This window comes from Dyadobacter crusticola DSM 16708, from assembly GCF_000701505.1.
Classification (GTDB): domain Bacteria; phylum Bacteroidota; class Bacteroidia; order Cytophagales; family Spirosomataceae; genus Dyadobacter; species Dyadobacter crusticola.
The window spans coordinates 136106-161097 of record NZ_JNJB01000008.1 but is presented as its reverse complement, the minus strand read 5'-3'; the positions used below and the strand labels follow the sequence as shown (position 1 = coordinate 161097).

At 44.5% G+C, this 24992-nt stretch carries 19 protein-coding genes and 1 tRNA gene; 8 read left to right on the top strand and 12 right to left on the bottom strand.

All coding sequences use genetic code 11. The features are described 5' to 3' along the window. The first annotated feature begins 6 nt into the window (after positions 1–6). The 5 genes from Q369_RS0113325 (at position 7) to Q369_RS0113300 (ending at position 7498) form a co-directional block, all read left to right on the top strand. A complete protein-coding gene (locus Q369_RS0113325; protein ID WP_031528302.1) occupies positions 7–708 on the top strand; it encodes a DUF3823 domain-containing protein in 702 nt (233 codons plus the stop codon). A 107-nt stretch (positions 709–815) separates the two neighbouring features. Next, complete coding sequence (locus Q369_RS0113320; RefSeq protein WP_031528301.1) at positions 816–4343, top strand: PVC-type heme-binding CxxCH protein; 3528 nt, start codon at positions 816–818, stop codon at positions 4341–4343. 33 nt (positions 4344–4376) lie between these two features. Beyond that, a complete protein-coding gene (locus Q369_RS0113315) occupies positions 4377–5114 on the top strand; it encodes a ThuA domain-containing protein (protein WP_031528300.1) in 738 nt (245 codons plus the stop codon). A 405-nt stretch (positions 5115–5519) separates the two neighbouring features. Next, complete coding sequence (locus Q369_RS0113305) at positions 5520–6638, top strand: Gfo/Idh/MocA family protein (protein WP_031528299.1); 1119 nt, start codon at positions 5520–5522, stop codon at positions 6636–6638. Between the two features lie 11 nt (positions 6639–6649). Further along, the gene (locus Q369_RS0113300) at positions 6650–7498 is read left to right on the top strand and encodes a sugar phosphate isomerase/epimerase family protein (protein WP_031528298.1); all 849 of its coding nucleotides are present in this window, start codon (positions 6650–6652) and stop codon (positions 7496–7498) included. A 29-nt stretch (positions 7499–7527) separates the two neighbouring features. Here the strand turns inward: Q369_RS0113300 and Q369_RS0113295 are convergent, their stop codons facing one another. From Q369_RS0113295 to Q369_RS0113265, 7 genes are all read right to left on the bottom strand, one after another. Further along, the gene (locus Q369_RS0113295) at positions 7528–9678 is read right to left on the bottom strand and encodes a peptidase domain-containing ABC transporter (protein WP_169739255.1); all 2151 of its coding nucleotides are present in this window, start codon (positions 9676–9678) and stop codon (positions 7528–7530) included. A 29-nt stretch (positions 9679–9707) separates the two neighbouring features. Next, positions 9708–10946: a DUF6625 family protein gene (locus Q369_RS28360; RefSeq protein WP_051664059.1), complete on the bottom strand. Its 1239-nt coding sequence runs from the start codon at positions 10944–10946 to the stop codon at positions 9708–9710. Between the two features lie 6 nt (positions 10947–10952). Further along, positions 10953–11456, bottom strand: a complete 504-nt coding sequence (locus Q369_RS0113285; protein ID WP_031528295.1) for a TlpA family protein disulfide reductase — start codon at positions 11454–11456, stop codon at positions 10953–10955. Positions 11457–11458: 2 nt separating this feature from the next. After that, the gene (locus Q369_RS0113280; RefSeq protein WP_031528294.1) at positions 11459–12106 is read right to left on the bottom strand and encodes a hypothetical protein; all 648 of its coding nucleotides are present in this window, start codon (positions 12104–12106) and stop codon (positions 11459–11461) included. Between the two features lie 11 nt (positions 12107–12117). After that, a complete protein-coding gene (locus Q369_RS29020; RefSeq protein WP_157488173.1) occupies positions 12118–12633 on the bottom strand; it encodes a hypothetical protein in 516 nt (171 codons plus the stop codon). Positions 12634–13463: 830 nt separating this feature from the next. Continuing rightward, entirely contained in the window at positions 13464–14216 is a 753-nt protein-coding gene (locus Q369_RS0113270) for an ABC transporter ATP-binding protein (RefSeq protein ID WP_031528292.1), read from the bottom strand. Between the two features lie 63 nt (positions 14217–14279). Next, on the bottom strand, positions 14280–14468 hold the full coding sequence (locus Q369_RS0113265; RefSeq protein ID WP_031528291.1) for a Blp family class II bacteriocin: 189 nt from the start codon (positions 14466–14468) through the stop codon (positions 14280–14282). A 688-nt stretch (positions 14469–15156) separates the two neighbouring features. Between Q369_RS0113265 and Q369_RS0113250 the strand changes: the two genes are divergently transcribed. Further along, entirely contained in the window at positions 15157–15624 is a 468-nt protein-coding gene (locus Q369_RS0113250) for a hypothetical protein (protein WP_157488171.1), read from the top strand. Continuing rightward, entirely contained in the window at positions 15621–15845 is a 225-nt protein-coding gene (locus Q369_RS0113245; RefSeq protein WP_229206830.1) for a helix-turn-helix transcriptional regulator, read from the top strand. Before Q369_RS0113250 ends, Q369_RS0113245 begins: the two co-directional genes overlap by 4 nt. Positions 15846–15953: 108 nt before the next feature. On the opposite strand, the gene Q369_RS0113240 is transcribed toward Q369_RS0113245, so the two are convergent. From Q369_RS0113240 to Q369_RS0113220, 5 genes are all read right to left on the bottom strand, one after another. Then, positions 15954–16027 (bottom strand) — tRNA-Pro (locus Q369_RS0113240). Between the two features lie 147 nt (positions 16028–16174). Further along, positions 16175–19606 carry an efflux RND transporter permease subunit gene (locus Q369_RS0113235; RefSeq protein ID WP_031528287.1) on the bottom strand — a complete coding sequence of 1144 codons (3432 nt, stop codon included), beginning with the start codon at positions 19604–19606 and terminating at the stop codon, positions 16175–16177. A gap of 109 nt (positions 19607–19715) precedes the next feature. Next, complete coding sequence (locus Q369_RS0113230) at positions 19716–20849, bottom strand: efflux RND transporter periplasmic adaptor subunit (protein WP_031528286.1); 1134 nt, start codon at positions 20847–20849, stop codon at positions 19716–19718. Between the two features lie 42 nt (positions 20850–20891). Beyond that, positions 20892–22268: a TolC family protein gene (locus tag Q369_RS0113225; protein ID WP_031528285.1), complete on the bottom strand. Its 1377-nt coding sequence runs from the start codon at positions 22266–22268 to the stop codon at positions 20892–20894. Next, positions 22258–22884 carry a TetR/AcrR family transcriptional regulator gene (locus Q369_RS0113220; RefSeq protein WP_031528284.1) on the bottom strand — a complete coding sequence of 209 codons (627 nt, stop codon included), beginning with the start codon at positions 22882–22884 and terminating at the stop codon, positions 22258–22260. Before Q369_RS0113220 ends, Q369_RS0113225 begins: the two co-directional genes overlap by 11 nt. A 544-nt stretch (positions 22885–23428) precedes the next feature. Between Q369_RS0113220 and Q369_RS0113215 the strand changes: the two genes are divergently transcribed. Beyond that, positions 23429–24913 carry a type III PLP-dependent enzyme domain-containing protein gene (locus Q369_RS0113215; protein WP_031528283.1) on the top strand — a complete coding sequence of 495 codons (1485 nt, stop codon included), beginning with the start codon at positions 23429–23431 and terminating at the stop codon, positions 24911–24913. Positions 24914–24992 lie beyond the last annotated feature (79 nt).

Here is a 24992-nt window from a genome sequence, read left to right as displayed (position 1 = left end):
CAGATCATGAAAGTAACAGTTCAGCTTCTAGCTATATTATTACTCGGACTGGGGGTAATGTCTTGTGAGAAAGATAATTTCACAGCACCCAAGTCAACCTTATCAGGTCGCATTGTATATAATGGTGAACCGATCGGCGTGGAATTCAATCAGGTTCGAATGCAGCTCTGGCAGCCTGGCTTCGGTAAGCTCGCTCCCATTGACGCGCCCATTGACCAGGAGGGTCGCTACTCGGCGCTGCTATTTAATGGTAATTACAAACTGGTGTTTCCGGCTGGGCGTGGGCCATTCCGTACAATCCAGCAGGATGCTGCTAAAAAGGATACGCTGTATGTGACTGTAAATGGCAACCAGACACTTGACGTGGAAGTGCAGCCGTATTTTATGATCCGCAACCCGACTTTCAACGGCGGCGAAGGGAAAGTTTCTGCCTCCGTGAAGCTGGAACAAATTGTGACCGGTGCAAATGCGAAAGCCGTGGAGCGGGTATCATTGTATGTGAACAAAACCAATTTTGTTTCCCGCGCTACCAACATTGGTACTATGGACCTCGCACCTGCTGATATCAAGGATATGAACAACATCAGTCTGTCGGTGAATGTGCCGGCGCTTGTGCCTGCGCAGGGTTATGTATTTGCACGAATTGGCGTCAAAATCAAGGATGTGGAAGATATGATCTTCTCACCTGTGCAAAAAATCGACTTATAGTCCTTTTCGTGCAGGTCTGGCTCAGCCACGCTGGCCGCGCCAGACCTGCATGACTTATTTTCCCAAACCCGCGAGGGACAAGGGCCTAAACCCTGAATTCTTATCTGATGAAGAAAAACATTCTAATCATTTTTGCCGCAATTCTCATTGTATCCTGCGCCCGGAATCCTTCCGGGAATGCAGGATCCGATGCAAGTTCCGGATCGGCGCGACGTGCTGAGGTCTTGTTCCTGGGGCACAACAGCAAACACCACGATTCAGGAAAATATGCTCCCTGGCTGGCGATTAAGCTTTTCAGGAGTGGGATTAATATGACCTACACCGCCGATCTGAGCGATATCACTGCCGAAAACCTTTCGAAATACGACGGTTTGATCATTTATGCAAACCACGATTCACTACCGCCACCGCAGGAAAGCGCCATGAAAGCTTTTGTTGAAAGCGGCAAGGGATTAATCCCGCTGCATTCGGCTACGGGTTGTTTCAGGAATTCGCAATGGTATATCAAAACAGTAGGCGGACAGTTTGCTTCCCATAAAGTGGGCACTTTCAGGAACACAATCCTGAAACCCGAACATCCGGTGATGAAAGGAATTACGGGTTTTGAAACCTGGGACGAAACCTATGTACACAAGAACCTGAACCCGGATAAAACAGTGCTGGGGGAAAGAGTGGAAGGGGATCACCACGAACCTTATACCTGGGTTAGAAATCAGGGAAAAGGCCGGGTATTTTATACAGCTTACGGCCACGAAGACAGTACCTGGACCAACCGTGGGTTTTTGGACCTGGTTAGGAATGGTGTACTCTGGGCGATTGGTGACGATGTTCAAAAAAGCATTGCCGCTCTAAAACTTCCCGATCCGGATATTTACGACGCGGATACGATCGCGCATTTTACCAAAAGACACGTGGTGAACAAAATGCAGGAATCACTGCCGCCCGCAGAATCTAACAAACTGACGCAGGTACCGGTAGGTTTTGAAATCCAGCTTTTTGCCGCTGAGCCCGACATTACCAATCCGATTGCGATGGCGTGGGATGAGCGCGGGAGATTGTGGGTCGTGGAGTCGGTAGATTATCCTAATACATTCAAGGAAACCGACGGAGCAGCCAACGACCGGATCAAAATTTGTGAGGATACAGACGGCGACGGAAAGGCGGACAAGTTCACCGTTTTTGCAGATAACCTGAATATTCCTACGAGTATGGTCTTTTCAAATGGCGGGATCATTGTGTCGATGGCACCAGATTTTGTTTTCCTGAAAGATACCAACGGAGATGATAAGGCAGATGTGCGCGAGGTAATTATGACAGGCTGGGGAAAGAACGATACCCACGCCGGCCCGTCGAACCTGCAATATGGTTTTGATAATAAAATCTGGGGAGTAAACGGGTACTCGGGTTTTAAAGGTAATATCAATGGAAAAGCATATAATTTCTCGCAGGGTGTTTACCACTTCAAACCCGACGGGAAAGAATTCGCATACCTCGGCAGCAGCAGCAACAACACCTGGGGGCTGGGGTTAACAGAAGACAACAATGTCTTTTTGTCAACCGCCAACAACACGCACAGTGCCTATTTTTCAATGCCTGCCAAATACCTGCAGCGTTCTGTTGAGAGCGACGAGCCCGGGATCCAGTCGGTGCAGAAAATTGACGGGCATTATGATGCGCATTCCATGACACCGAACTTGCGGCAGGTGGACGTGGTAGGTGGATATACTTCGGCCGCCGGACATCATTTTTACACGGCCAGATCATTTCCAAAAGAATACTGGAACCGCATTGCATTCGTATCCGAGCCCACGATCAGGCTGGTCCATAAAGCGATCATTGAGAAAGATGGCGCTGGATTCAAGGAGAAAGACGGCTGGAATTTCATGGCCAGCTCCGATGAATGGTTTGGCCCGGTGCACGCCGAGGTGGGTCCCGATGGAGCTGTGTGGGTTTCGGACTGGTATAACTTCATTATTCAGCACAATGTTTTCGTGCCTGCTCAGTCACCTGCTGAATTCATCATGCCATTTAAAGAACAGCCTCACGGACAGGGTAATGCATTCAGCAGCCCGATGCGCGACCTTAATCATGGCCGCATTTACCGGGTTGTTTATAAAAATGCAAAGAAAGCCGCCCCGCTAAAGTTATCAAAGGATGATCTCCCAGGCTTGGTAGCTGCGCTTGAAAATGACAATATGTTTTGGAGAATGACGGCGCAGCGGCTGCTGGTTGAATCGGGAAAGCGCTCTGTTGTCCCGGATTTATATAAAATTATTGAAAACCAGAAAGTAGACGAAATTGGACTGAACAGTCCGGCTGTGCATGCATTGTGGACTTTACACGGGCTCGGTGTGATGGACGGATCGGATTTGAGAAGTCTGGAAGTAGTGAATAAAGCGCTTTCACATCCTGCACCGGGTGTGCGGAAAGCGGCTGCTTCGGTATTGCCGAAGAATGAGCAGAGTTTTAATTCGCTTGAAAAATTGATGAAAGATCCTGATCTGAACACAAGATTAGTTGTCTTTGTCGCTTTGATTGAAATACCTGCTTCTGACAAAATCGGTGCCGCTGTTTACCGGGCTTCATTGGACGAAGAAAATGCTAAAGACAAATGGCTGTCCAAAGCATTGCTGGCAGCTGGTATCCAGCACGAAAAAGGCTTCATCGCCGCTTCGGCCGGGCAAACTGGTAAGTCTGCATTGTCGGACCAGATTGCAAATGCATTGAAGAAAGAGGTATATGCGCTGGGAAGGAGAGGCAGTCTCCAATTTCCGCCGGATGTTACAGGTAAGGAAATCACAATCAAAGCAAGCGTGGCAAAAGGAAGAGACCGCGCTTTGCAGGGATTTATCGCCGGACAGGGTGGTCAGGAAGGTGGATACGCACTTTACATCCAGAATGGAAAGCTGATTATGGCTGTAAAACAACATGGAATGTTATCCAAAGCTATTACACAACAGCCTTTGCCTGAGAAGTTTGATGTGGAAGCCGGCCTGAAAAAGGATGGGAGAATTTTCATTAACATTGACGGAAAACCTGCCGCAGAAGGTAAAGCGCACATGCTGTTTGCTATGCCGCTCGAAAATACGGTAAGAACGGGCGAGGATCTGGAAGGGGAAAATAACATTGGTGAGTACGACGGTAAGTTTGGCTTTGTGGGCAATTTTCAAAAAGCTACGCTGGAACTCAACAAACCCGAAGATGCAAAATTACAGGAACCAGCCGCCGAGCCAAAATCTGCCGGCGTGAAGTCCGGTGCCATGGTGATTGAAATGAAGGTTGAGAAAGAGATTATGCAGTTTGACAAAAAGCTGATTAATGTAAAAGCAGGCCAGAAGGTGGTTATCAATCTTGAAAATCCCGACGGAATGCAGCACAATCTGGTAATTATAAAACCGGGAACTTTGCAGAAAGTAGGAAAGGAGGCGGATGAAATGCTGCGTGACCCGCAGGCTGCTGAAAAGCATTATGTACCCAGAATTCCGGAGGTACTTCATTCAACCCGGCTTGTAAGCTCCGGCGAGACTGTCACGCTTGAATTTACTGTTCCGAATGAGCCTGGTGATTACCCTTATGTATGTACATTCCCGGGCCACTGGCGCGGGATGAATGGAATTCTTAGGGTTACCAGATAAGAAACAAGCATTTGTAAACTTCAATTACGATTTATGTTCAAATCCATTCAAAAACTGGCGCTGCTGCTCGTCGCGGTTGTATTGTCAACAGGGAATTTATTAGCAGAAAAAGGAGGTTGGCCGCCTAAGAAGACCATCCGTGTGCTGATGGTCGGCGGTGGCTCCTCTCACGATTTTGACCGCTGGTATAAACAGGAAGATGTAGCGACTCTCGAAAAAGGCGGATTGGCAAAAGTGACTTACACCAGCGATCCTGCCAGTATCCTATCGCAGCTTCCTGAAACGGATGTTTTGTTTTTGGCAAACAACCAGCCCATTGCCGACGAGGCTACGAGAAAAGCCATTTTCGCATTTGCAGATGCAGGAAAAGGCCTGATCCTGGCGCATCCTGCCATTTGGTACAATTGGAAAGACTGGCCTGAATACAATGCGAAACTGGTAGGCGGAGGATCACGCGGCCACGACAAGTATGGTCCTTTTGACGTAACGATCACAAATAAAAAGCATCCATTAACAAAAGGTATCCCGGCGACATTCCATCTGGATGATGAGTTGTATTATTTCAAAACAGATGCGGCAGCGACTCCGATTGAAGTACTGGCAACAGGCAAGGCGGCTACTTCAGAAAACACGTATCCCAGCTTGTTCATTGTCAAATATCCAAAAAGCAGGATCGTAGGAATAGCATTGGGCCACGACGCAGCATCCCACACCATCGAACCCTACAAAACCATGATCCGTAACGCCGTACAATGGGCGGCTGGGTCTTGAGCCGCGCTGCTGCCTCCCGGTCCCGGCAATTGGGTCTCGGGCTAGCGGTGCTTCTTCCGTCGACTAAAGTCAACGGTAAGGGATTGGGGAGGTCGCAGACCCGTAGTGCAACAACGCGTGGCGCAAAGCGCCCGCTCGAGATCAATTGCCCCGACTCCGTCAATTAAAATCGACGGAAATGGATGTGGGGAGGTCGCAGACCAATGGTGCAACAACGCGTGGCGCAAAGCGCCCGCCCGAGATGAATTGCCCCGACTCCGTCAATTAAAATCGACGGAAATGGATGTGGGGAGGTCGCAGAGCAATGGTGCAACAACGCGCGGCGCAAAGCGCCCGCCCGAAATCAATTGCCCCGGGCTTAAGCCCGGGGATTAAGGAGAATTTTGAAATCAAATTTAGAATAGCATGAGTCAGAAACAGATCACAGTAGTTATTGTCGGAATGGGGTTTGGGAAGGAATTTATCCCCATTTACCAGAGTCATCCAAATATCAAAGCGGTCGGAATATGTACGCGCAGCAAAGAAACGCGCGACGAACTGGCAGCGAAGTTCAACCTGGACAGGAACCTCGTTTTCGAGCATTTTGAGGATGTACCGAAACGCGCCGACGTGGATGCAATCCACATTGTAACACCTGTTCCGGAGCATGCTCGCATGACTTTGGCTTCTCTCAATGCAGGAAAGCACACAGCCTGCACGATTCCGATGGCGATGACTAAAGAAGATTGTGAGGCGATCGTAGCCGCAAAAAGAAAAGTCAAAAAGGTATATATGATGATGGAAACAGCGCTTTATACGCGTGAGTTTTTATATGGACTGAAACTAGCGGAAAATGGCGATCTCGGGCGGATCCAATTTGTCCGCGGGTCGCACATTCAGGATATGAGCATGGAAGGCTGGGGCGAGTACTGGAAAGGATATCCTCCAATGCTCAATGGAACACACGCTATTTCCCCGTTATTAAAAATCAACAATACCATCGCGGAAACTGTGGTATGTCACGGTTCAGGCCGGCTTTCGGAAGATCTGGCCAGCAGGTACGGATCGCCGTTTGCTGTTGAAACTGCCACTTTCACGCTCAAAAATTCAGATGTTGTTGCTGAGGCGACTCGCTCGCTCTTTGATGTGGTGCGCCAGTACCGCGAGAGTTATGATGTGTATGGGACTAAAATGTCTTTCGAATGGGAGCAGCTGCAGGACGAAAGTCATGTGATTTTTGATGGAGGCGAAAATTCAAAACGCATTGACGTACCTGATACTGACGAGCTTTTGATCGAGCCGATCAAGCATTTTACAAAGCGCGAAAAAATAGATGATCCTAACCACGTCTCGTTTTTGCAAGGGGCAGGTCATGGGGGCTCGCATCCGCATTTGGTGCAGGAGTTTGTTGCGGCGATTATCGAAGAGCGGGATTCGGCTGTGGATGCTGCACTGGCTGCCAACTATACCTGCGCCGGAATATGCGCACACGAATCGGCAATGAAAGGTGGTATCCGTGTGGATGTACCAAGTTTTGAAGAATAAAATCAACTGAAATGCTGTTTGGCGCAAGTACATTTATATGGTTCTCACCGTTTTCTACAGCCAATATCTCGCTGTTTGAAAAAGTAAAGGCCTTTGGTTATGACATTGTTGAAATAGCCGTAGAAGACAAAACGCTCATTGACTGGAAGCTGGTGAAGCAAACCTGCCGCGACCTTGATCTTAAAATCACAATCAGCGGCGCATTTGGCCCCGAACGGGATATTTCAAGCACTAATCCTGCCCATCGAAAGATCGGGCGGGATTATATTACAGACTGCATTCGCATTGCTGCTGAAATGGAGAGCCCGGTTTTCAGCGGGCCGCTCTATTCGGCAGTAGGTAAAACCAGGATTGTTTCCGACGAACAAAAGCGGCAGGAACGCACCTGGTGCGTTGAGACACTGTATGAAGTGAGCAATATTGCTAAGTCGGAGGGCGTCACGCTGGGATTGGAACCTTTAAACCGTTTCGAGACTGACATGGTCAATACAGTTGATCAGGCGCTTTCGCTTGTGGGTGAAGTGTCACATCCCGGTCTTAAAATCGTCCTTGATACTTTCCATTCCAACATTGAAGAAAAGGATATCCCTGCGTCAATCCGCAAGATCGGCAAGGAGTTACTTTGCCACGTGCAAGGCAACGAGAGCGACCGTGGAACCCCAGGCACCGGACATCTCGAATGGGCAGGTATCAGGGATGCATTGAACGAAATCGGGTACGAAGGCGCCGTGGTGATAGAAACCTTCGGTCAACCCTCCAAAGAACTGGCCCGTGCCGCTTGTATCTGGCGCCCTTTGGCCAATAGCGCTGACGAGCTGGCAGAGGAAGGGCTGAGGTTTTATAAAGGGCTTTTTGGATAGCTTGGATTCGCTTGCATTTCCTACAATCGTCAAACCAAATCATTCCAATATTTGCTGTAAAGATTGGAGGACTGCAATAGTTCGCTATGATTTCCTGTCGCGGTAATCACGCCGTTATCCAGAATGTAGATCCTGTCTACCAGTGATTTCAGAACGTGCAGGCGATGCGTGATGAAAATAATTGCCATTTTAGTTCTGAGGCGGCCCAGGAGATCAAGCACGAATTGTTCACTCTGCCTATCCATTGCAGACGTTGCCTCGTCCATTATAAGCAACTCCGGTTTTGTGTATAGCGCCCTGGCAATAGCCAGCATTTGTTTTTGACCGCCTGATAGGTTGATTCCCTCTTCCCCAACAATAGTCATCATAGATTGCGGGAAACTGTCTAAGAAAGCACCCAATCCATGTTCAGTTACAAAGTCTGAGAATTCAGTTGTCGAAGGGTTTGCTAATGTAATATTATCAGCTATCGTTCCATTGAATATATGTATGTTCTGCGGAACCGATACACATACCTCATTCCAGTCTGATCGCCCTAATGCCGTAAGATCTATGTGGTCATTCACAATAACCTGCCCGCGCTCAAACTGATAATTTCTTTGTATAATCTGTGTAAGAGTAGACTTCCCGCAGCCGTTCTCACCCATAATGGCGATGATTTCGCCTTTTGCCACTTCGAAAGACGCATCTCTCAGAATCTCGTTGCGCCCGGGAAACCGGAATGATAAATTGCAGACTTTTAAAGAGCTGAATTCATTTCTTATGCTTTGTGTATCTGGGTCAGATTCAGTTTCTATGCCTGTAAATTCAAACATTCTTTCGAATGCAATTTTCGCTTCCGTAATCGGTACGCTGATTAATGCAAGGTTGGCGACCGATGGTAAAAGCGTACCACACATTCCCAGGATTGCGATCAATTCGCCAGCCTTCAATTTATTTGAAAGTACCTGTGTACAGGCGAACAGCAATACCAAAATCACGAATACAATAGCCAATAGATTAGCGAAATATGTCAGTCGGATCTGAACTTTCCCTAATAGCAGAATATCGTTTTGATAATGACCGTAGGTTCTCTTATTGTCTCCGGCAAATAGCTGCTGCAGGTTAAAGCCCCTTATCGTATCAATCCCTTGTAGCGTGGAAATATAGTTTGATTCTGCAAGCGCATAGCTTGCCATTATATTACGCTGGGCATTTTGTATCCGTTGACTCGATCGGTTTACCAGCAAAAAAAACAATGGAATAGACACCAGGCAAAAAAGGCCTATTTGCCAGGAATAGATAAAGACGAATACTGTGGATGAAATCAATACAAATACATCTGTCAGAACACTTCCCGCGATCCGTGTAATTGCGCCCTGAATTTTCTGAGTGTCATTAAGTCTGGCTGTGAGGTCACCTGTTTTCCTGCTGTCAAAGAATACTTTTGGTAAATACAAAAGGTGACTGTAAAAGAAATCGCTAACCCTGGTATTGAAATCTTTCGATTGTTTCAACAGGTAAAAACCTCGCAGGTAGGAGAAACATTCCTTGACAATTAAGAGAACGAATACCACAAATATGCCCAGGTATAGTTTTTCCTCGTCTTTTTTAGGTAAAATATTATCTATCAGCTTTTGCGAAAATACGGCCATAGATAAACCCAGGACTGATATCAAAACGCCCATTACAGATGCAATGGTCAGTAGAGGTACATCTTTCCGTAGCAATCCTTTAATCCATTCCCGCTTCTGGTTCTTTAATTCTTCCTGATGTTTGAATTTTTCATTCGGACTTAAAATCAGGCATTTTTTTGTTTGCCAAAGTTCATCAAGCTCACTTTCGCTCAGGTATTTCAATCCTGTCGCGGGGTCGCCTATAACTAATTTTGTGCCATTTTGTTTCGGTTCTGCGTAACCGAAGAATACTACGAAATGATTGCTATTAAAATAGAGAATCGCGGGAGTATAGTTGTTTTGTATGAGCGTTTCACAGTTTGTCTGAATTCCCTGCGTATCAAAACCCAGCTTGTTAGCCGCCTGATAAAGGCCGAGCAATGTTGTTCCGGTAGTACTGGTCCCGCTCAGCCTTCTAATTGTTTCAAAAGAACTTACTCCTTTATAATATTTTATGATCGTAAGGAGACAAGCTACACCGCAATCTGTCTGATTAGTCTGCATTGTGAATGCCTTACGTATCATTTTTCGCGATGGATCCATTATTCGGCAGATTATACTTTATGTAACTTGAATTTTTTAAAAGCGCCCAGTTGATGGAACACCAGCATATTCGTGGATTGGGTCAAATCATATTGAAATGAAACTTCCGTGATGGCGCCGTTAATAGCCGAAATAAAGGTGTCATTACCCGCGGGCTTTAATTTGAAGTTGCCCATGCCCGTAAACATGATATTCAAATCACTTTCAGCATGGCGCACTTCGACAGGTAAATTGTTATCAGAAGGACATAGGGACAGGTAAGTTCCGGTGTAGTTTCCATTGCTGCTAAGTGCATTGGAGTCTGAACTGTTTAATAGCTGATGATACTCTCTTGCAATACACGAAATTTCTTGGTTCTTCTTCTGCTCGTTGCTGATGCGCTCTTGTTGCCCGGTTTCAGAGTCGGGATGATAAGCTGAGATATAGTAGGAGTGAATAAAATAGTGGTCCGGGACTTTTTCCCATTCGGGTTTTAAAAGGTATGGATTGTCTTTGAACAGAATCAGGTGATAAAGTAATGCTTCAAACTTATTATTGTAAAAAAGCTTCCCATTATTCCATTCTAGATTTCCTGGTACATCTTCCACGACAAGGTGATCGAAAAAAGGTCTCAAAGCGCCTTGTGCTTCCAATTTTTTCACAACGTGGGTCAAACTTTCGATCTCACTATTCAAATCCAGAATGGATTTCCCTTCCGCAAGTCTTGCAAATTCAAAGCTACACTCGTCGAAACAATAATGTTTTGCAGATGAAAATACTTTATGATAATCTTTGCTTTTCTCGTAAAGCCGGTTGACATAATCATTATTTTTGAAAAGAGTCAGGAAACCGGAAATGTAGCTATGACGTGCACTTATAACATCGTATTGTTCAAGCATTTCTGGTGTGTAAAAGTTTCCTAAGTCGCCGAGTATAACATCAATATCGCCAAATCCCCAGAAATCATAATCTTTGAGATAGTCGCTGAAAATGATTCCGTAAGCAGGTTTGAAATCGCATAATTTATATGGGTAATGAATAGCTGTTTGAAGCTGTAAACGTGCGGTAGCCAGCGCATTAATTTCGGCCAACGATTTTTTTATAAACAGAAGATTAGGGATATCGGCTGATGTGACATGATCCTGATCTCCAATTATTAAAAAATCTATATCACTGTTCTTTTGACATGATTTTGCGAAAAGAGGAAAATACCACGGAAGCTCACCTATGTAGCAGTATAGAATACATATTTTCTTTCTGTTCTCTTCCATAGCTTTTTATTTAATGCTATCAATGAGCTTTTCTATTTTAATCTCACCCTTGTAAGAGGATGTAAGCCTACCTGCCTCATCGTAGATGTAAAATGAGGGTATCGCGGTTGAACCAAACAATCTCATAAAAGCATGTGAGGTATCTACTCCAATGTTTATGAAATCGAGTGAATCGATCCCGTATGATCGCTGAAAGTTCTGCGCCTTTTCCAAATTATCGGCGGTTATCATCAGGATCTCTGAATTGTTCAATTGATCCTTATGCTTAATTATCTGCTCCGTCATGAATAAACAATGCTCACAATCCGAAGAGAAATAATTGATGATTTTTTTTTTATCTGATCCGGAATGAAGTGGCTTTAAGAACTGAAAAGATAGATCCGGAAGATTTTGAATATTATCAGCAGACTTTTTCTTGATTGTATAAACCTCATAACCTTTATATCCCAGATAAGCGAGAATCACAATCAATGCCGTAGCTATGATATAAAATATGTTTCTTCTTGACATTCTCAGGTAGTAATAATGGTGATAAAGACAGAAAGAAAGATCAGAACCAGAACTCCGATTAAATACGGAACACAAAACAGAACGAACGCGGTTTTCATAGGAACCTGGTAGTTTTTAGCAAAAAGCCACGTTCCGATATAACAGAACAGTACTTCCCAGACATTGAGGGTCTGGAAAATATAGACACTCCACAAAGGAATAGACTTAGGTTCAAACAATGTAATAGCAGATAGTGGGATTGTCTGCACATCAGTTAACGTATCTGCTTCTTTTAGAAAAGAAAGAAAGTAGACCTTTACCAGCTGCATTATGACGAAAACACCCTCTGCTTTTAAGCAAATGTTGAAGTTGCTAAGGAAATTGTAACTGCGGGAGTTGTCAAGTAAGGTGGCGGTAGTAACGAAAAAGGTATTATAGCTGGTCTTAATTAAGATGATGAGCGGTAATGTAGCGTATATCAGTCCCGAATAGTTTTTTGTGTTTTCTATAATTGTCTCGATCCGCTCAGCCGACATTATCTCGGAATAGGTATTATAATAGACGCTATTGGTAAGAAGCTCTTTCTGAGTAAAGTATGCCAGTAAGACCGTGATGAGCGATAAAAATGAAAAGTAATATATACTTTTGATTTCTAAAATATCTGCGTGCATAGAATAGCCAATTAGATAGCGTTGAAGACGTTTCTGATACCTCCTTTTATTTTTCCACAAATGATTTGCGTATAGAAAAGATATACGGCGAGCAGAATGGGAAACGGAAGAAAGTAGATTCGTTGGGAATCTAAAAACAAATAGCCTGTCAGCAATGTAGCCGCCATTGCTAGCAGATTAAATGGTAATGAGGTATTCGATTTGAGTGAAGAAAAATTAAACGATTTTTTTACTTCTATCGGTTCACTTAATGAGGCGTAAAATCCTATAAATGTTAATATCAGGAAAGTAATCACGTAAAAGGCCAGCAAAGTGCTTACACTTAGTGCAACATACTGGTGATTGTAAGTGATAATCGAAAATGTAAGGATCATATCAATGAGTGTTACAAAGGCGACAATCTTGAAGTAACTCGTGAAAATGACCAGGATATTCCTTGTACCTGCCAGAGTCTTATAGGTACTTGTCAGGTAGCCCCAAAGGTTGTTGTTGATATAGGTAAAATAAATCAACGGGCTCACAAGCATGAGTCTTAACAGGTTGGTGAATAGTGGATCAATGTTGAAAGGTTTAGAGAACAGAAGTAACAGAAACACAGTTTTAAAACATAAGGCCAGGGCCAGGTTAGGTCTTATTACAACTGTTTTTAGGTATACTTGTATCAAAATCCCCAAGTGTGTGTTACTCCTTGTATTTAAAGATTGATTACGCCTTATCTCGACAGGATTAATCCTTTTTGTTGTCCACGCAATGGAGGCAAATGATAAGATTAGTAGAAGAATTCCTGCGGTACTTAAAGGATCAATATGAAGTATATAGAGAATTGCTCCGTAAATCAGGACGATGCCAAATGCATAGAGCAGGGATTTCCAATTCGATAATATAAGACCCTGAATGGTGACAACAATTAGATTGGCAGTAACAACCAGAACGCACGAGAGTAGTAAATGCGCAAGCGAGAACGGTGTCATTACATAAATTACAAGCGGTCCCAGCAGGAGCAGTATATAAATGGGTGAAATAAAAGCATATACAAATCCAATCATCGATTGTGGAACAGATTTTACCGGGTCGCTTGGCTTGAAGATCTGAACAGGATATTTGAAAGAGGGGAAAAATAGGTTGAGAACCGGTATCAGAATAAGTGAATAGAATAGGGTATTTTCAGTAAAGCGAATTCTTTTTTGATCACCAGATGCATAAACTTCATTCAGAGAAGTGCACAGGAGATATATGTTGATACTAAAGACAATCAGAATGAAGAGGTTCAACAGCAATGTTGACGTCTTCTTGTTTTGATACAAGTAGTTAACGCATTTTGCTTTTATCAAGAATGATAATAGTCTGAATAACTTGTTCATACCAGCCAGTCGAGTTGTTCGAGAGATTTTCGTTCCGGATTTATCAGTCCGAGTAATGTTGCACTTATGTCCTTTGAATCATTACTTGTGAATTCTTCTCTTGTTCCATTGAATACAATGCGGCTTTCATGGAGGACGCAGATTTGAGATGCTATTTTGTCAACATAGGCCAAATCATGTGATGATATCAGAATAAGGTTATTCTGTTTTCTAGCGAAGTTTTTTAATAACGTCATCAATTTATCCGCTGCAACCGGATCGAGGTTAGAAAACGGCTCATCTAAAATCAGGATTTGGGGATTATGCAGCATCGATGAAATTATTTTCAGTTTCATCTGCATGCCTGTTGAATAGGAGGCGATAATCTTATGAATATCCTCGTGATTATCGAACAGGTATTCGGACAAGCTTCCGATCCGCTCTGCTAACACTGATTTGGTTAAACCAAATGTTAAGCCGCGAAATACAAGATATTGGTAACCGGTAAGTTCTGTTATCAGATCACTGTAATTAGTAACGGCTCCGATTATCTTGCTAATCTCCGTTTCATTGGTACTATATGTCTGAGAATTGATTTTGATAACACCGCTGTCCTGGATGACATTTTGTGTTATGATGTTTAGCAATGTACTTTTTCCTGCCCCATTCTTACCTAGGAGGCAGCAGATGTTATTGGGAGATACATTGATATTGATAGAGTCTAAAACTTTGTGTTTATATGCCTTCGAAACATCTAGTATTTCTATCATGTGCAAGCTGTTTTATGGGAGACACGACCGTTAAAAGTCATGTCTCCGATAAGAAAAATCGATTTAGCAGGCGAAGTACTGCCAGGCTCCATACGCAGTGCATCCCCCGGCAACCCACGGGTTAAGGAACGAACCAACGGTGCAGAAGCCGGTAATTGCTCCATTTACACCACCTGTTACGCAGTAGCCACTACCGCCTTCGATCTTTGCCATCTCCTCTGGCGACAAAGTCTTGAAAGATAATTTTTCCATTTAATTTGTTTGTTGAAGTGTTTAAATCAGCACGCATTGTAAGCACCTGCACAAAGGCCGATAGTCGACGGCCCGTAAAGAATTGCTCCTAATCCCCCTGTTAATGTAGACAAGGCGATTCCAGCCCCACATGCAAACGCTAACCCGGTGCAACTTCCACCTTCAATCTTTGCCATCTCTTCTGGTGACAAGATTTGAATCGACATTTTTTCCATTGTAAAATTTGTTTGGTTGTAAGAAAAATTAAACTAATTCATTTAAAAAGACTACTACACTGGATTAAAGTTATTTCGAGGAATTTGTTTATCAAAATTTTAATCCAATTCTTTTTGAAAATGTATCCGAACGTATACAGGTTGCGTAATGTGTTGTGATTGAGGATATAATGTATAGATCGGCATCCAGAAATCTGCCTTGTTTCGCTCTCTAAGCACGATATCTAAGGGATATGCTTACAGGATTTGCAGCCAAAAACAAGTCTGATTTGGACGGTGAAAATTTTTCTGCTTTCCTGCTTCTTTTTTTACAAGCAGGCCAAGAGTTTCTCCACAAGCCGGGTGACTCGCATTGGCTATTTGTGACTTTATCGTTGTCGCGCAGCGGGTTTTGTTGAAATTTATTTGTAATGTATACTTTACATTATGTAATATTTAGATTACATTTCTGACTCACTTAAACAATTGAAATTATGCTACTATTACCAGCTCAATTTCGGGCACTAGGTTTGTCACTGGTGGCGGCAGGACTGTCGGGCTTCTGGATTGCTACCAGCAATGGTTTGATCAATTTGTTTCGGGTCATTTCACCTGGTCGTGTGTTACCAGATGGATCTTACCCTTATCCACCTCATTTTTGGGAAGTGAATGCAGTTTCAGAAATTGTTTCCTTGTGCTTCATAGTAGCTGGAATTGCCGCTGTGTTTCTGGCAAAGGAGCCTGATGAGTATTACTATAAGATCAGACTTGAATCCATTCAATTTGCGGTGGCCGCACAGTTTGTCGTTGGTTTATTGGCCTTTACTTATTTCTATATTTCTCCTGGGTACCAAATGGCTAATGCATTTCAAAGCATCCTGGGTATGGCGGGTAGCAGCTTTGTAGCAGCTTACCTGTTGCATTATTATTTCAAGATTTACTTTAAGCCTGAGCAGGATTGAGCGCGCAGAATATTAAACTGGAAAATACGCTTCGTGTAGAGCGTGCAATCAGGCGCATGACACAGGCTGAGCTGGCAGAGCTCGTCGAAGTTTCTCGTCAGGCGATCAATGCCATTGAAACTGGTAAATTCATTCCTTCGGCAGTACTGGCCATCAAACTAGCCCGGGTTTTTGGTAAATCTGTCGAGGACATCTTTATCATCCAGGAAAATCCAAAATAGCAGCGCTAGTTGCAACAGCTAATACTCGGGTGATGGGATAAGAATGTCGGATCGCCTAAATAAAAACAGGCTTTCAAGTTGCTACACTTGAAAGCCTGATAATCAATGTCGGGATGACAAGATTCGAACTTGCGACCCCTAGCACCCCATGCTAGTGCGCTACCGGGCTGCGCTACATCCCGAAATTTGTAGATCCGGGCGAAATTAATGCCCTTTTCTATGCCGGTTACCCTGTTGTTTGGGGTTGCAAATGTATAAAGGTTTTGGATTATTGTCTATTCCTGAGTTTAAAAAAGTGTCAGAAAACAGACAATAATCCATTTGCAATTTTAAATCGTTTCGTTCTGCCAGTTCGGGTTCACTACCTCCTTATTGCCTTTTCTGAACCATTTTTCACGAACCCTTTCATTTACATAATACATACACGGTACCAGTATCAGTGTAAGTACAGTCGAGAAGGTAAGACCGAAAATGATTGTCCAGGCCAGAATGTTCCAGAAAATAGAGCTAGGTCCCCCGATGATCAGGTCAGGTTCGAGGTTCCGGAAGAGGCCGACGAAGTCAACTGTGATGCCCAATGCCAACGGTACAAGCCCCAGTACAGCAGCGGAAGCAGTAAGCAGTACGGGCGTCAAACGTATTGCGCCGCCTTCAATGATCGCTTCGCGCATCGGGTAGCCCCTGCCACGCAGCTCTTCGATAAACTCGATCAGAAGGATACCATTTTTTACAACAATACCCGCCAATGCAATGATACCTACACCGGACATGATCACCGAGAAGTCTTTGTTGAAAATCACAAAACCCAGCAATACCCCGATTAGTGACAATACGATCGTAAAGAAGATAATGAATGGTTTGATGACAGAGTTAAATTGCGTCGCAAGGATCAGGTAAATCAGCAGAATTGCCGCGCCAAATGCGGTTCCAAGGAAAGCCATTGATTCGGCCTGCTCTTCCTGCTCTCCGCCCATTTTGATTGTGTAGCCGTTTGGTACCTCCATATCTTCGATAAGCGTCTGGATTTGTGAAACGATCTCATTCGCATTATATCCAGGCAGAACATCGGAACCCAGGGTTACTATACGTCGCTGATCCTGGCGGTTGATCTGGCTGAATGTAGTCGAGTAATGGATATTGGCCACCGATGTGATTGGGACCTGGCGCAGTGCACCTCCCATGTTCATATCGCGGTACACTACATTTAAGCTCAACAACTTCTCGATCTGCTCACGATCATCTTTATTCAATCGTACCATGATCGGGTATTCGTCCTTGTCGTCGCGGAATTTTGATACTTCCAAACCGAACAATGCGGTACGAACTGCCAGCGCAATCTGCTGTGAGCTGATCCCCTCGCGCTGCGCTTTTTCACGATCGATATCGATTACAATTTCAGGTTTGTTGGTAACCAGGTCAGAACGAAGCTGGTCGATACCTTCTATGCCTGAGTCTTGTACGCGCTGGAGTACGCTTTTTTCCAGTTTTTGAAGTACGTCAAATTCATCTCCGGAAATTTCAATGGAGATCGGCTTTCCGGTTGGAGGGCCTACTGCCTCACGTTCTACTGAAATTTCAGCCCCGGGAATGCCGGCAACTGCCGTACGTATCTTTCTCAGAATAGCTTCTGACGATCTTCCACCCCGTTCGGTTCCGTAAACAAATGCAACAGTTACTTTGGACTTGTGCGGAGTTGCTGCGCGGTCAGGGTTGAACGGGTCACCTGCGTTTTTACCTACGTTGGCGATTACAGAGTTAACCATATCCATTGCTTTCTCTTTCTCCAACACATCGAAAACACGTTTCTCAATGATCCTGGTGACAGAGTCGGTTACCCGCGCATCCGTTCCGATCGGCATTTTGGTGTAAACGTAAACATAGTCCGGATCGCCGCTTGGAAAGAAGAGCACCTTAGGCTGGGCAATTCCAGTGATAATGAATGTAATTACCAGCAATACCAGCATGCTTACAATCGCAACAACCGGCCGCCAGCCGCGCAGCAGCCAGTCAATGAACTTACGGTAGTTGTTTTTCAATGCAGGAAGCAGACGGTCCTGGAATGGAACAAGGATTCTTGGTGTCAGAATATAATGGTTGAACATCCACAGTACCAGGATAAATACCAGGAAGTTACCGATACCGCGATCGAATACATAGCCTATCAATGCAGCTACTACCAGGATGATCACAGGTCTGCGGATCGCTTTGAAGCTGGTATCGTGTGCCTCTTTCTCATCATCGTGGCGCCCCATGAATGATACCGCGAATACCGGGTTCATTACGTAAGCAACAAACAGCGAAGCTCCGAGTGTGATTATCAGCGTCAGCGGCATAAACTTCATGAATTCCCCGACTATACCTGTCCAGAAAAGGAGCGGAAAGAAAGGCGCAATCGTCGTCAGCGTACCTGAAAGAACCGGGATGAATACCTCACCCGCAGCTGCCTTCACAGCCTGCTGAATGGTCCAGTCTTTATGTTGGTTAAAAAGGCGGTGTGTATTCTCGATTACCACAATCGCATCATCCACTACCAGACCTATACCCAGCAGAAACGCAAACAGTACGATAGTATTCAATGTAAACTCCGTACCTACCATCGGGCCGATGATCGGCATCATCACAAATGCAACCAATGCGGAAAGTGGTACCGACAAGCCGACAAAAATCGCGTCACGCACACCCATAAAGAACATCAAAACCATTACCACGAATATAAACCCGAGTACAACGGTGTTGATCAAATCGTGCAGGTCGGCTCTTGTCTGAATCGACTGGTCGGCTGTGATATTGATATCCAGTCCCTGGGGGAAACGGTTTTCTTTATAATCTGCAATGGTCGCTTCGATCTTGTCCGCAGCGTCTACCAGGTTTTCTCCTGAACGTTTGATTACGTTCAACGTAATTACAGACTTGTTGGCCAAACGGGCGAAATCCTGCTGTTCTTCAAAGTCGTCTTTTACATCAGCAACATCGCCCAGGCGGACGGTAGCACCGGTAGCAGTACGAATGCGGATGTTCGCCATATCGGCCACATTGGTATACTCACCTTTTACACGCAATGTTCTTCTCACGCCGTCTACGTTCAGTTCACCGCCTGAAACGTTGATGTTTTCACCCTGTACTGCTGTCTGGATGTCATAAAAGGTAAGGCCGGTTGACTTCATGCGGTCCAGGTTTACATTGATCTGGATTTCGCGGTTCAATGCACCGAGGATATCCACACGTGTAATTTCAGGCAATGCTTCAATTCCGTCCTGTAAATCTTCTGCGTATTGTTTAAGTTGTTTCAGCGAGTAATTACCTGCAATGTTCACGTTCATGATCGGGAACTCCGAGAAGTTCACGTCCTGCGCCGTTGGCCCGGAATCCAGGTTCTGGGGCAAGTCGGTCTTCGCCTTATCCACCGCGTCCCGTACCCTTTGGAGGGCGACTTCCACAGCTACGTCAGGCGTAAATTCTACCAGGATAACGGAAACATCCTGCAATGCATTGGACTTGATCTTTTTAACCCCGCTCAGCGATTTAAGCTGCTTTTCGATAGGCTTGTTGATCGTGTTTTCGATATCGGCAGGAGCGGTACCAAAGTAAATGGTATTGATATAGATCTGCGGGATCTTGATATCAGGGAATTGTTCTTTGGGCAGGTTATTGTAAACCATGAACCCGGCCAACGTGATGATAAACGTAAAGATGTAGATCGTTGTCCGGTTCTCTACGCACCAGTTGGTGAACCCCAGGGTTTTATATTCGTTAAATTTCATAGAACCAATTTTGAATGAGTGAATGAGTGAATGACTGAATAAATGAGCTAGTCAAACAACAAATGACAACTAGTGACCACAAATGACTGTATTGGTCTTCATTCCTCGTTTAGTAACTAATCGGCTGGCCGTCGGAAACTTCCTGGTAGCCTAAGGTAATCAGCTGGTCGCCGGCAGAAAGTCCTGAAAGGATCTCTATCTTCCCATTGTAGCTCAAACCTGTTTTTACCTCACGTGCTTTGGCGATCTTCTTGTTGCCTTCGGTTACCGCTACATACACTACGTTGCCTTTTTCGGTGCTCTGAACGTAGTTCTGATCCACAATCAAGGCATTTTTGCTTGAAGCATCGTTGATCTGTATGTTGGCCATCATGTTTGGCTTGATGTCTTTGTCGGAAGGAAGGTTCGCCTCGATCGTGAATGTTCTCGAAAGCGGGTCTACCGCAGTGCTCACGAACGATACTTTCGCCTTGTATTCCTTATTAAGATCAGGAAACTTCACGATCACTTCGTCGCCCTTTTTTACGCTGGCTGCATAGGTATCAGATACTTTGGCAGTCACTTTCAGGTTGCTGAGGTTAACGATACGGACCACGCCCATTCCCGGGGAAGCCATTTCGCCTACTTTGACATTCACCATATCCACCACACCCGCCATTGGCGATACGATGTTGGTTTGTGACAACTGCGCATTCAGCGTGCTCATTCTTCTTTCCAGAGCCTCCTTGTTATTTTTCGCCTGCAGGTATTGCAGCTCCGTACCAATTCGCTGGTCCCAGAGGTTTTTCTGCTTCTCATAAAGCGTGTTGGCCAGGCTCATCTGTGTTTTCAGCTCCTCCACGGATTCAAGCAGCAAGTTGTTATCAATTTTGCCGATCACGGTTCCTGCTTTTACAAAATCACCTTCTTTTACATACATCGCAGTCACAGCTCCACCGGATTTTGGAGTCACCATCACGTTGTTCTTGGCGTCTACCGTGCCTTGCAGTTCTATGTAGTGGCGGAATGTTTCAGGATTTAATGTATCCACAGAAACCGGCTTCACTTTTGCTTCTGCTGCTTTCTTCGGATCAAGTTTGGCGATTTCGGATTCAAGCGCTTTGATCTGCTTTTCTTTCTCAGCCTGTTCGGTTTTTAGCTTGGCAAGCTCTTCTTTCTTGCCTGCCAGGTCGTTATTCTTCTCACCACCGCAAGAGGCAAGTATGGTAGCCAGGGCGGCTATGATTAAAATATGTCTTTTCATGGTATTAGTAAGTAGCTGTTTCAAATTTTGTAAGTGTTAAGGTCAATTTCCTGTTTCGGTATAAAGCTCACCTCTGGCCCTGCTAAGATCTACTTTGGCGATCATCAAATCGTAGAGTGCGGTGAAGTAATTCGTTTGTGCTTCTTTCAGTGAAGATTCTGCATTGATTACCTCTATGTTCGAACCTACGCCTTCTTTGTATTTGATTTTGGAAACACGCACGATCTCTTCTGCCAGCGTCAGATTGCGTTTCTGAGTTTCGAGGGTCGCAAATGCATTTTTGATATTGATCGTTGCCTGATTAGTTTCAAGATCAATCGATTGTTTCAGCAGCGACTGGCTGTTTTTGATCTTGTCCAATGCAATCTTTCGCTGCTCCAGCTGGTATTTTTTTGTAAAACCATCGAAAATCGGAATGTTGACATTCAGTGCTACCAATGCGTTGTTAAACCATCTTGTCGAGAACAAATTGGCAAACGTACTCTGACCATTGTTGTGCCCGTAACTTGCATTCAGCGATACACTTGGAAGGTACCCCGCGCGTACATTTCTGATATCCAATCCTGCCAGTTTTTCCTGAGTATCCAGCAATGAATATTCGATCCGGTTGCTGTAATTCAGCTCAGTGCCGGAGAAAGACGATTTCAGCGAATCAATATTTACTGCATTGATATCATCAATTAGTTTAATCGCTTCGTTCGCAGGCATTCCCATCTGGTATTTCAGCAATGCGTAACTGAGTTCGATGAGGTTCTGTACTTTCTGCCGCTCCGTTTGCAGGTTATTGATCTGCACTTCGAGCCGGTTTACATCCAGCAGTTCTACGAACCCGCTCTCGTTCATTACCTTGGTTTCACGCATTAGCGAGTCCACGCGGGAAATATTGAGATCGAGCAGTTTGGCGCGTTCTTCGGCCACCTGCGCGGAGTAGTAAGCTTTTGTAACTGCCTCTGCTACCTGCACTCTTGAAGAAGTGGTGCTCTTTTGCGCCAGTTCCCGGTAAGTTGCCGCTGCTTTTAAACCAATAAAATAAGAACCATTGAAGATCAGCTGGTTCAAAGTGGCCGAAGCAGTTCCCAGGTATTTTACACCAAATTCAATCGCAACGGGCTCTGCATTGGTTGGCACACTCGGGCCGCCGAATTCTCCCGGCGGAAGGAAAAACCGTTGTATGATCAGGTTGTCCGTTATATTAAAATTGGCACTTACCTGCGGCAAACCGGCAGCCCGGATCTCCCCGATCCTCGCCTCGGCAGAAACTGCGTCCAGCTGGGCATTCTTGATGTTCAGATTGTTCTTGATCGCGTAATCGACAGCCTGTTTGAGCGAGTAGCCCCCGTCCTGGGCGCGTATGGAGGCGAAACTTAGCAAAACGGCCAGCAATGCGAGACTGCCACGTATTGTAATGTTATTTTTCATGGATGTTAATTTCAAGTGCTGATTTATCTTTTATGGTGTTATAAAACTCAAATCCTTTTTCGGATAAAACCCCTCTCAGAAAATGGAGTAAGAACTGCATTTGTATCTGCAGCATATCAAACTTCTTGGGAGGGAAAATAGTCGGGTCGAAACCCATTACGACCTGTTCAACGCGCAGCAGTGCCAGTATATCCACGTCAATTTCAGGTCGGTACAATCCAAGCTCAATTCCTTTGATCAGATTGTCACGGAGGCTTTTGATGATATATTCATGTTTGTATGTTTGAAATAATTCCCATGCATCCGGGTAGTACTTTTTCAGATCGTATAGAAAAGTCGGGTTCATGTTCGCCATTGTTTCCCGCATTTGAACAGAAGAGTATATCAGCTGTTCGATGGGGTTCTCTGCCTGCTCATCGAGCTTTTCGAGCTCACATTGCTGTGAATTGAGTTCTTCCTTTATAACAAGCGCGAGAATCGCTTCCTTATCCGAGTAATGCTGGTAAATGGTCCTCTTCGAGATGCCCAGATCTCTGGCAATATCATCCATGGTGACACTCTTGATCCCGTAGCGCCAGAACAGATTTAAAGCTGATTTTATAATTCGATCTTTCACGCTTCAAATTTGAAATATTCGAATGATAAAAACTAAGAAAACTCTGGATATCTTTAAAGTTTTCTCGTTTTCCTGCTGGCGGATTAACTTTTCACAGGAAAGTACCTTCCGAAAGCCCGTGTAAAGCTGCTTTTATCAGCATTTTGGCAGGCAGCCTGTTTCGTCAGAGTTAATTGTAAGATGCAAAATCTTTGGATCGCTGAGTTTTGGTAATGAAATCTTAACAATTAATTATTTGTACTATTCTTATAAAAATTGTAGCGAACAGTTACTTGCGTTATTACGGTCGAACACAAATTGTGCTGGCATTGTACACGTTCAACGGACTAAAAATAGGCACAGCAATGCGTGAGGATCAATCGAAAAATAATCAAGCGGGGTATTTGAAGGATGAACCAACATAATTGGCCGACAAATAGGTGACAAAAGGAATGATTTCGGCCCTTTCAATGTTTGCATATGAGATATATTCTGGCCAAATTTCGGGTCTTTTTGTTCCTTTTTTACTTACAATTCATTCATTACAACCGCGACAAAGCAAATAATGAAAAGCAGCTACATTGATCTTATTGAGCAGACGTTCGAGTTTCCGACCATGGAGTTCAACGTTGATAATAACGAATTGCTGTTCAACAATGTACCTCTGATGGATATCATCAGGGAGCACGGTACGCCTCTTAAAATAAATTACTTACCTAAAATCGGGGAGCATATCGAAAATGCGAATATGTTTTTCCGGAATGCTTTCAAGCGGCACAATTACAAAGGAACTTACACCTACTGCTATTGTACCAAGTCGTCGCATTTCAGTTTTGTACTGGAAGAGGCTTTGAAGCATAATATTCACATAGAAACTTCGTCGGCTTTTGACATTCCCATTATACGGGAATTGTACCGCCGTGGCAAGGTGACGAAGAGCACATATATACTTGCCAACGGTTACAAGCTGCCGCGCTACACACAATCTTTGAGCGAGCTTATTAATGAAGGATTTAATGTGATCCCCATTCTCGATAACCTCAAAGAAATTGAATCGTACGAGCAGCAGGTAACAGCTGATACGGTGAATTTCGGAATGCGCATTGCTACGGATGAAGAACCAAATTTTGCGTTCTATACTTCGCGGCTGGGTATCCGGTACCATGATGTGCAGCAGCTATATAAGGAGAAGATCGAGCCGAACCCAAGGTTCAAGCTCAAAATGCTGCACTTTTTTATTAATACAGGTATTAAGGATAGCGCATACTACTGGAGTGAGCTCACCCGGTTTATGTTCAAATACTGCGAAATGCAGAAGATCTGTCCTGAACTCGATTCGATCGACATTGGGGGCGGGCTGCCGATCCAGACTTCCCTGCAATCCAACTATGATTATCAGCAGATGATTGACGAGATCATCGAGAACATTCAATGGATCTGCAATAAAAACAATGTTCCCGTTCCGCATATTTTTACGGAATTCGGAAGCTATACAGTTGGCGAGAGCGGCGCGGTGATTTATGAAATCATCGACAAAAAGCTTCAAAACGATAAAGAGCTGTGGTACATGATCAACGGATCATTTATTACCCAGCTGCCTGATTCGTGGGGTATGAACCAAAAGTACATCATGCTTCCGATCAATAACTGGGATAGTCCATACCAGAAGGTGAACCTCGGCGGGCTGACCTGTGACTCACAGGATTTCTATAACAGCGAAATGCACAGTGCGGATTTGTACATGCCGATTTTCGAGGAGGAGACTGAGAAGCAGTACATCGGGTTTTTCCATACCGGAGCTTACCAGGAATCGCTGGGAGGCTACGGCGGAATCCAGCACTGTCTGATCCCGGCGCCTAAACACGTTTTGGTAGATAAAGACGAGGATGGGAAAATCACAACCCGGGTTTTTGCCGAAGAACAAAACAGCGATTCGATGCTGCGGATCCTCGGTTTCAAGGAAGAGCCGTTTACAAGTCCCGTGAGCCAAACTGGCAAAGAGCCGGAACCGGCAGAAATAGAAGAAGAATTGGTTGAAACAAAAATTTAACCATTAAATATAAAGTTCTTTGGATGAGTTCGTTATTAGTCAGATAGTAACGCTCGTTCAAAGAACTTTTTTTATATTT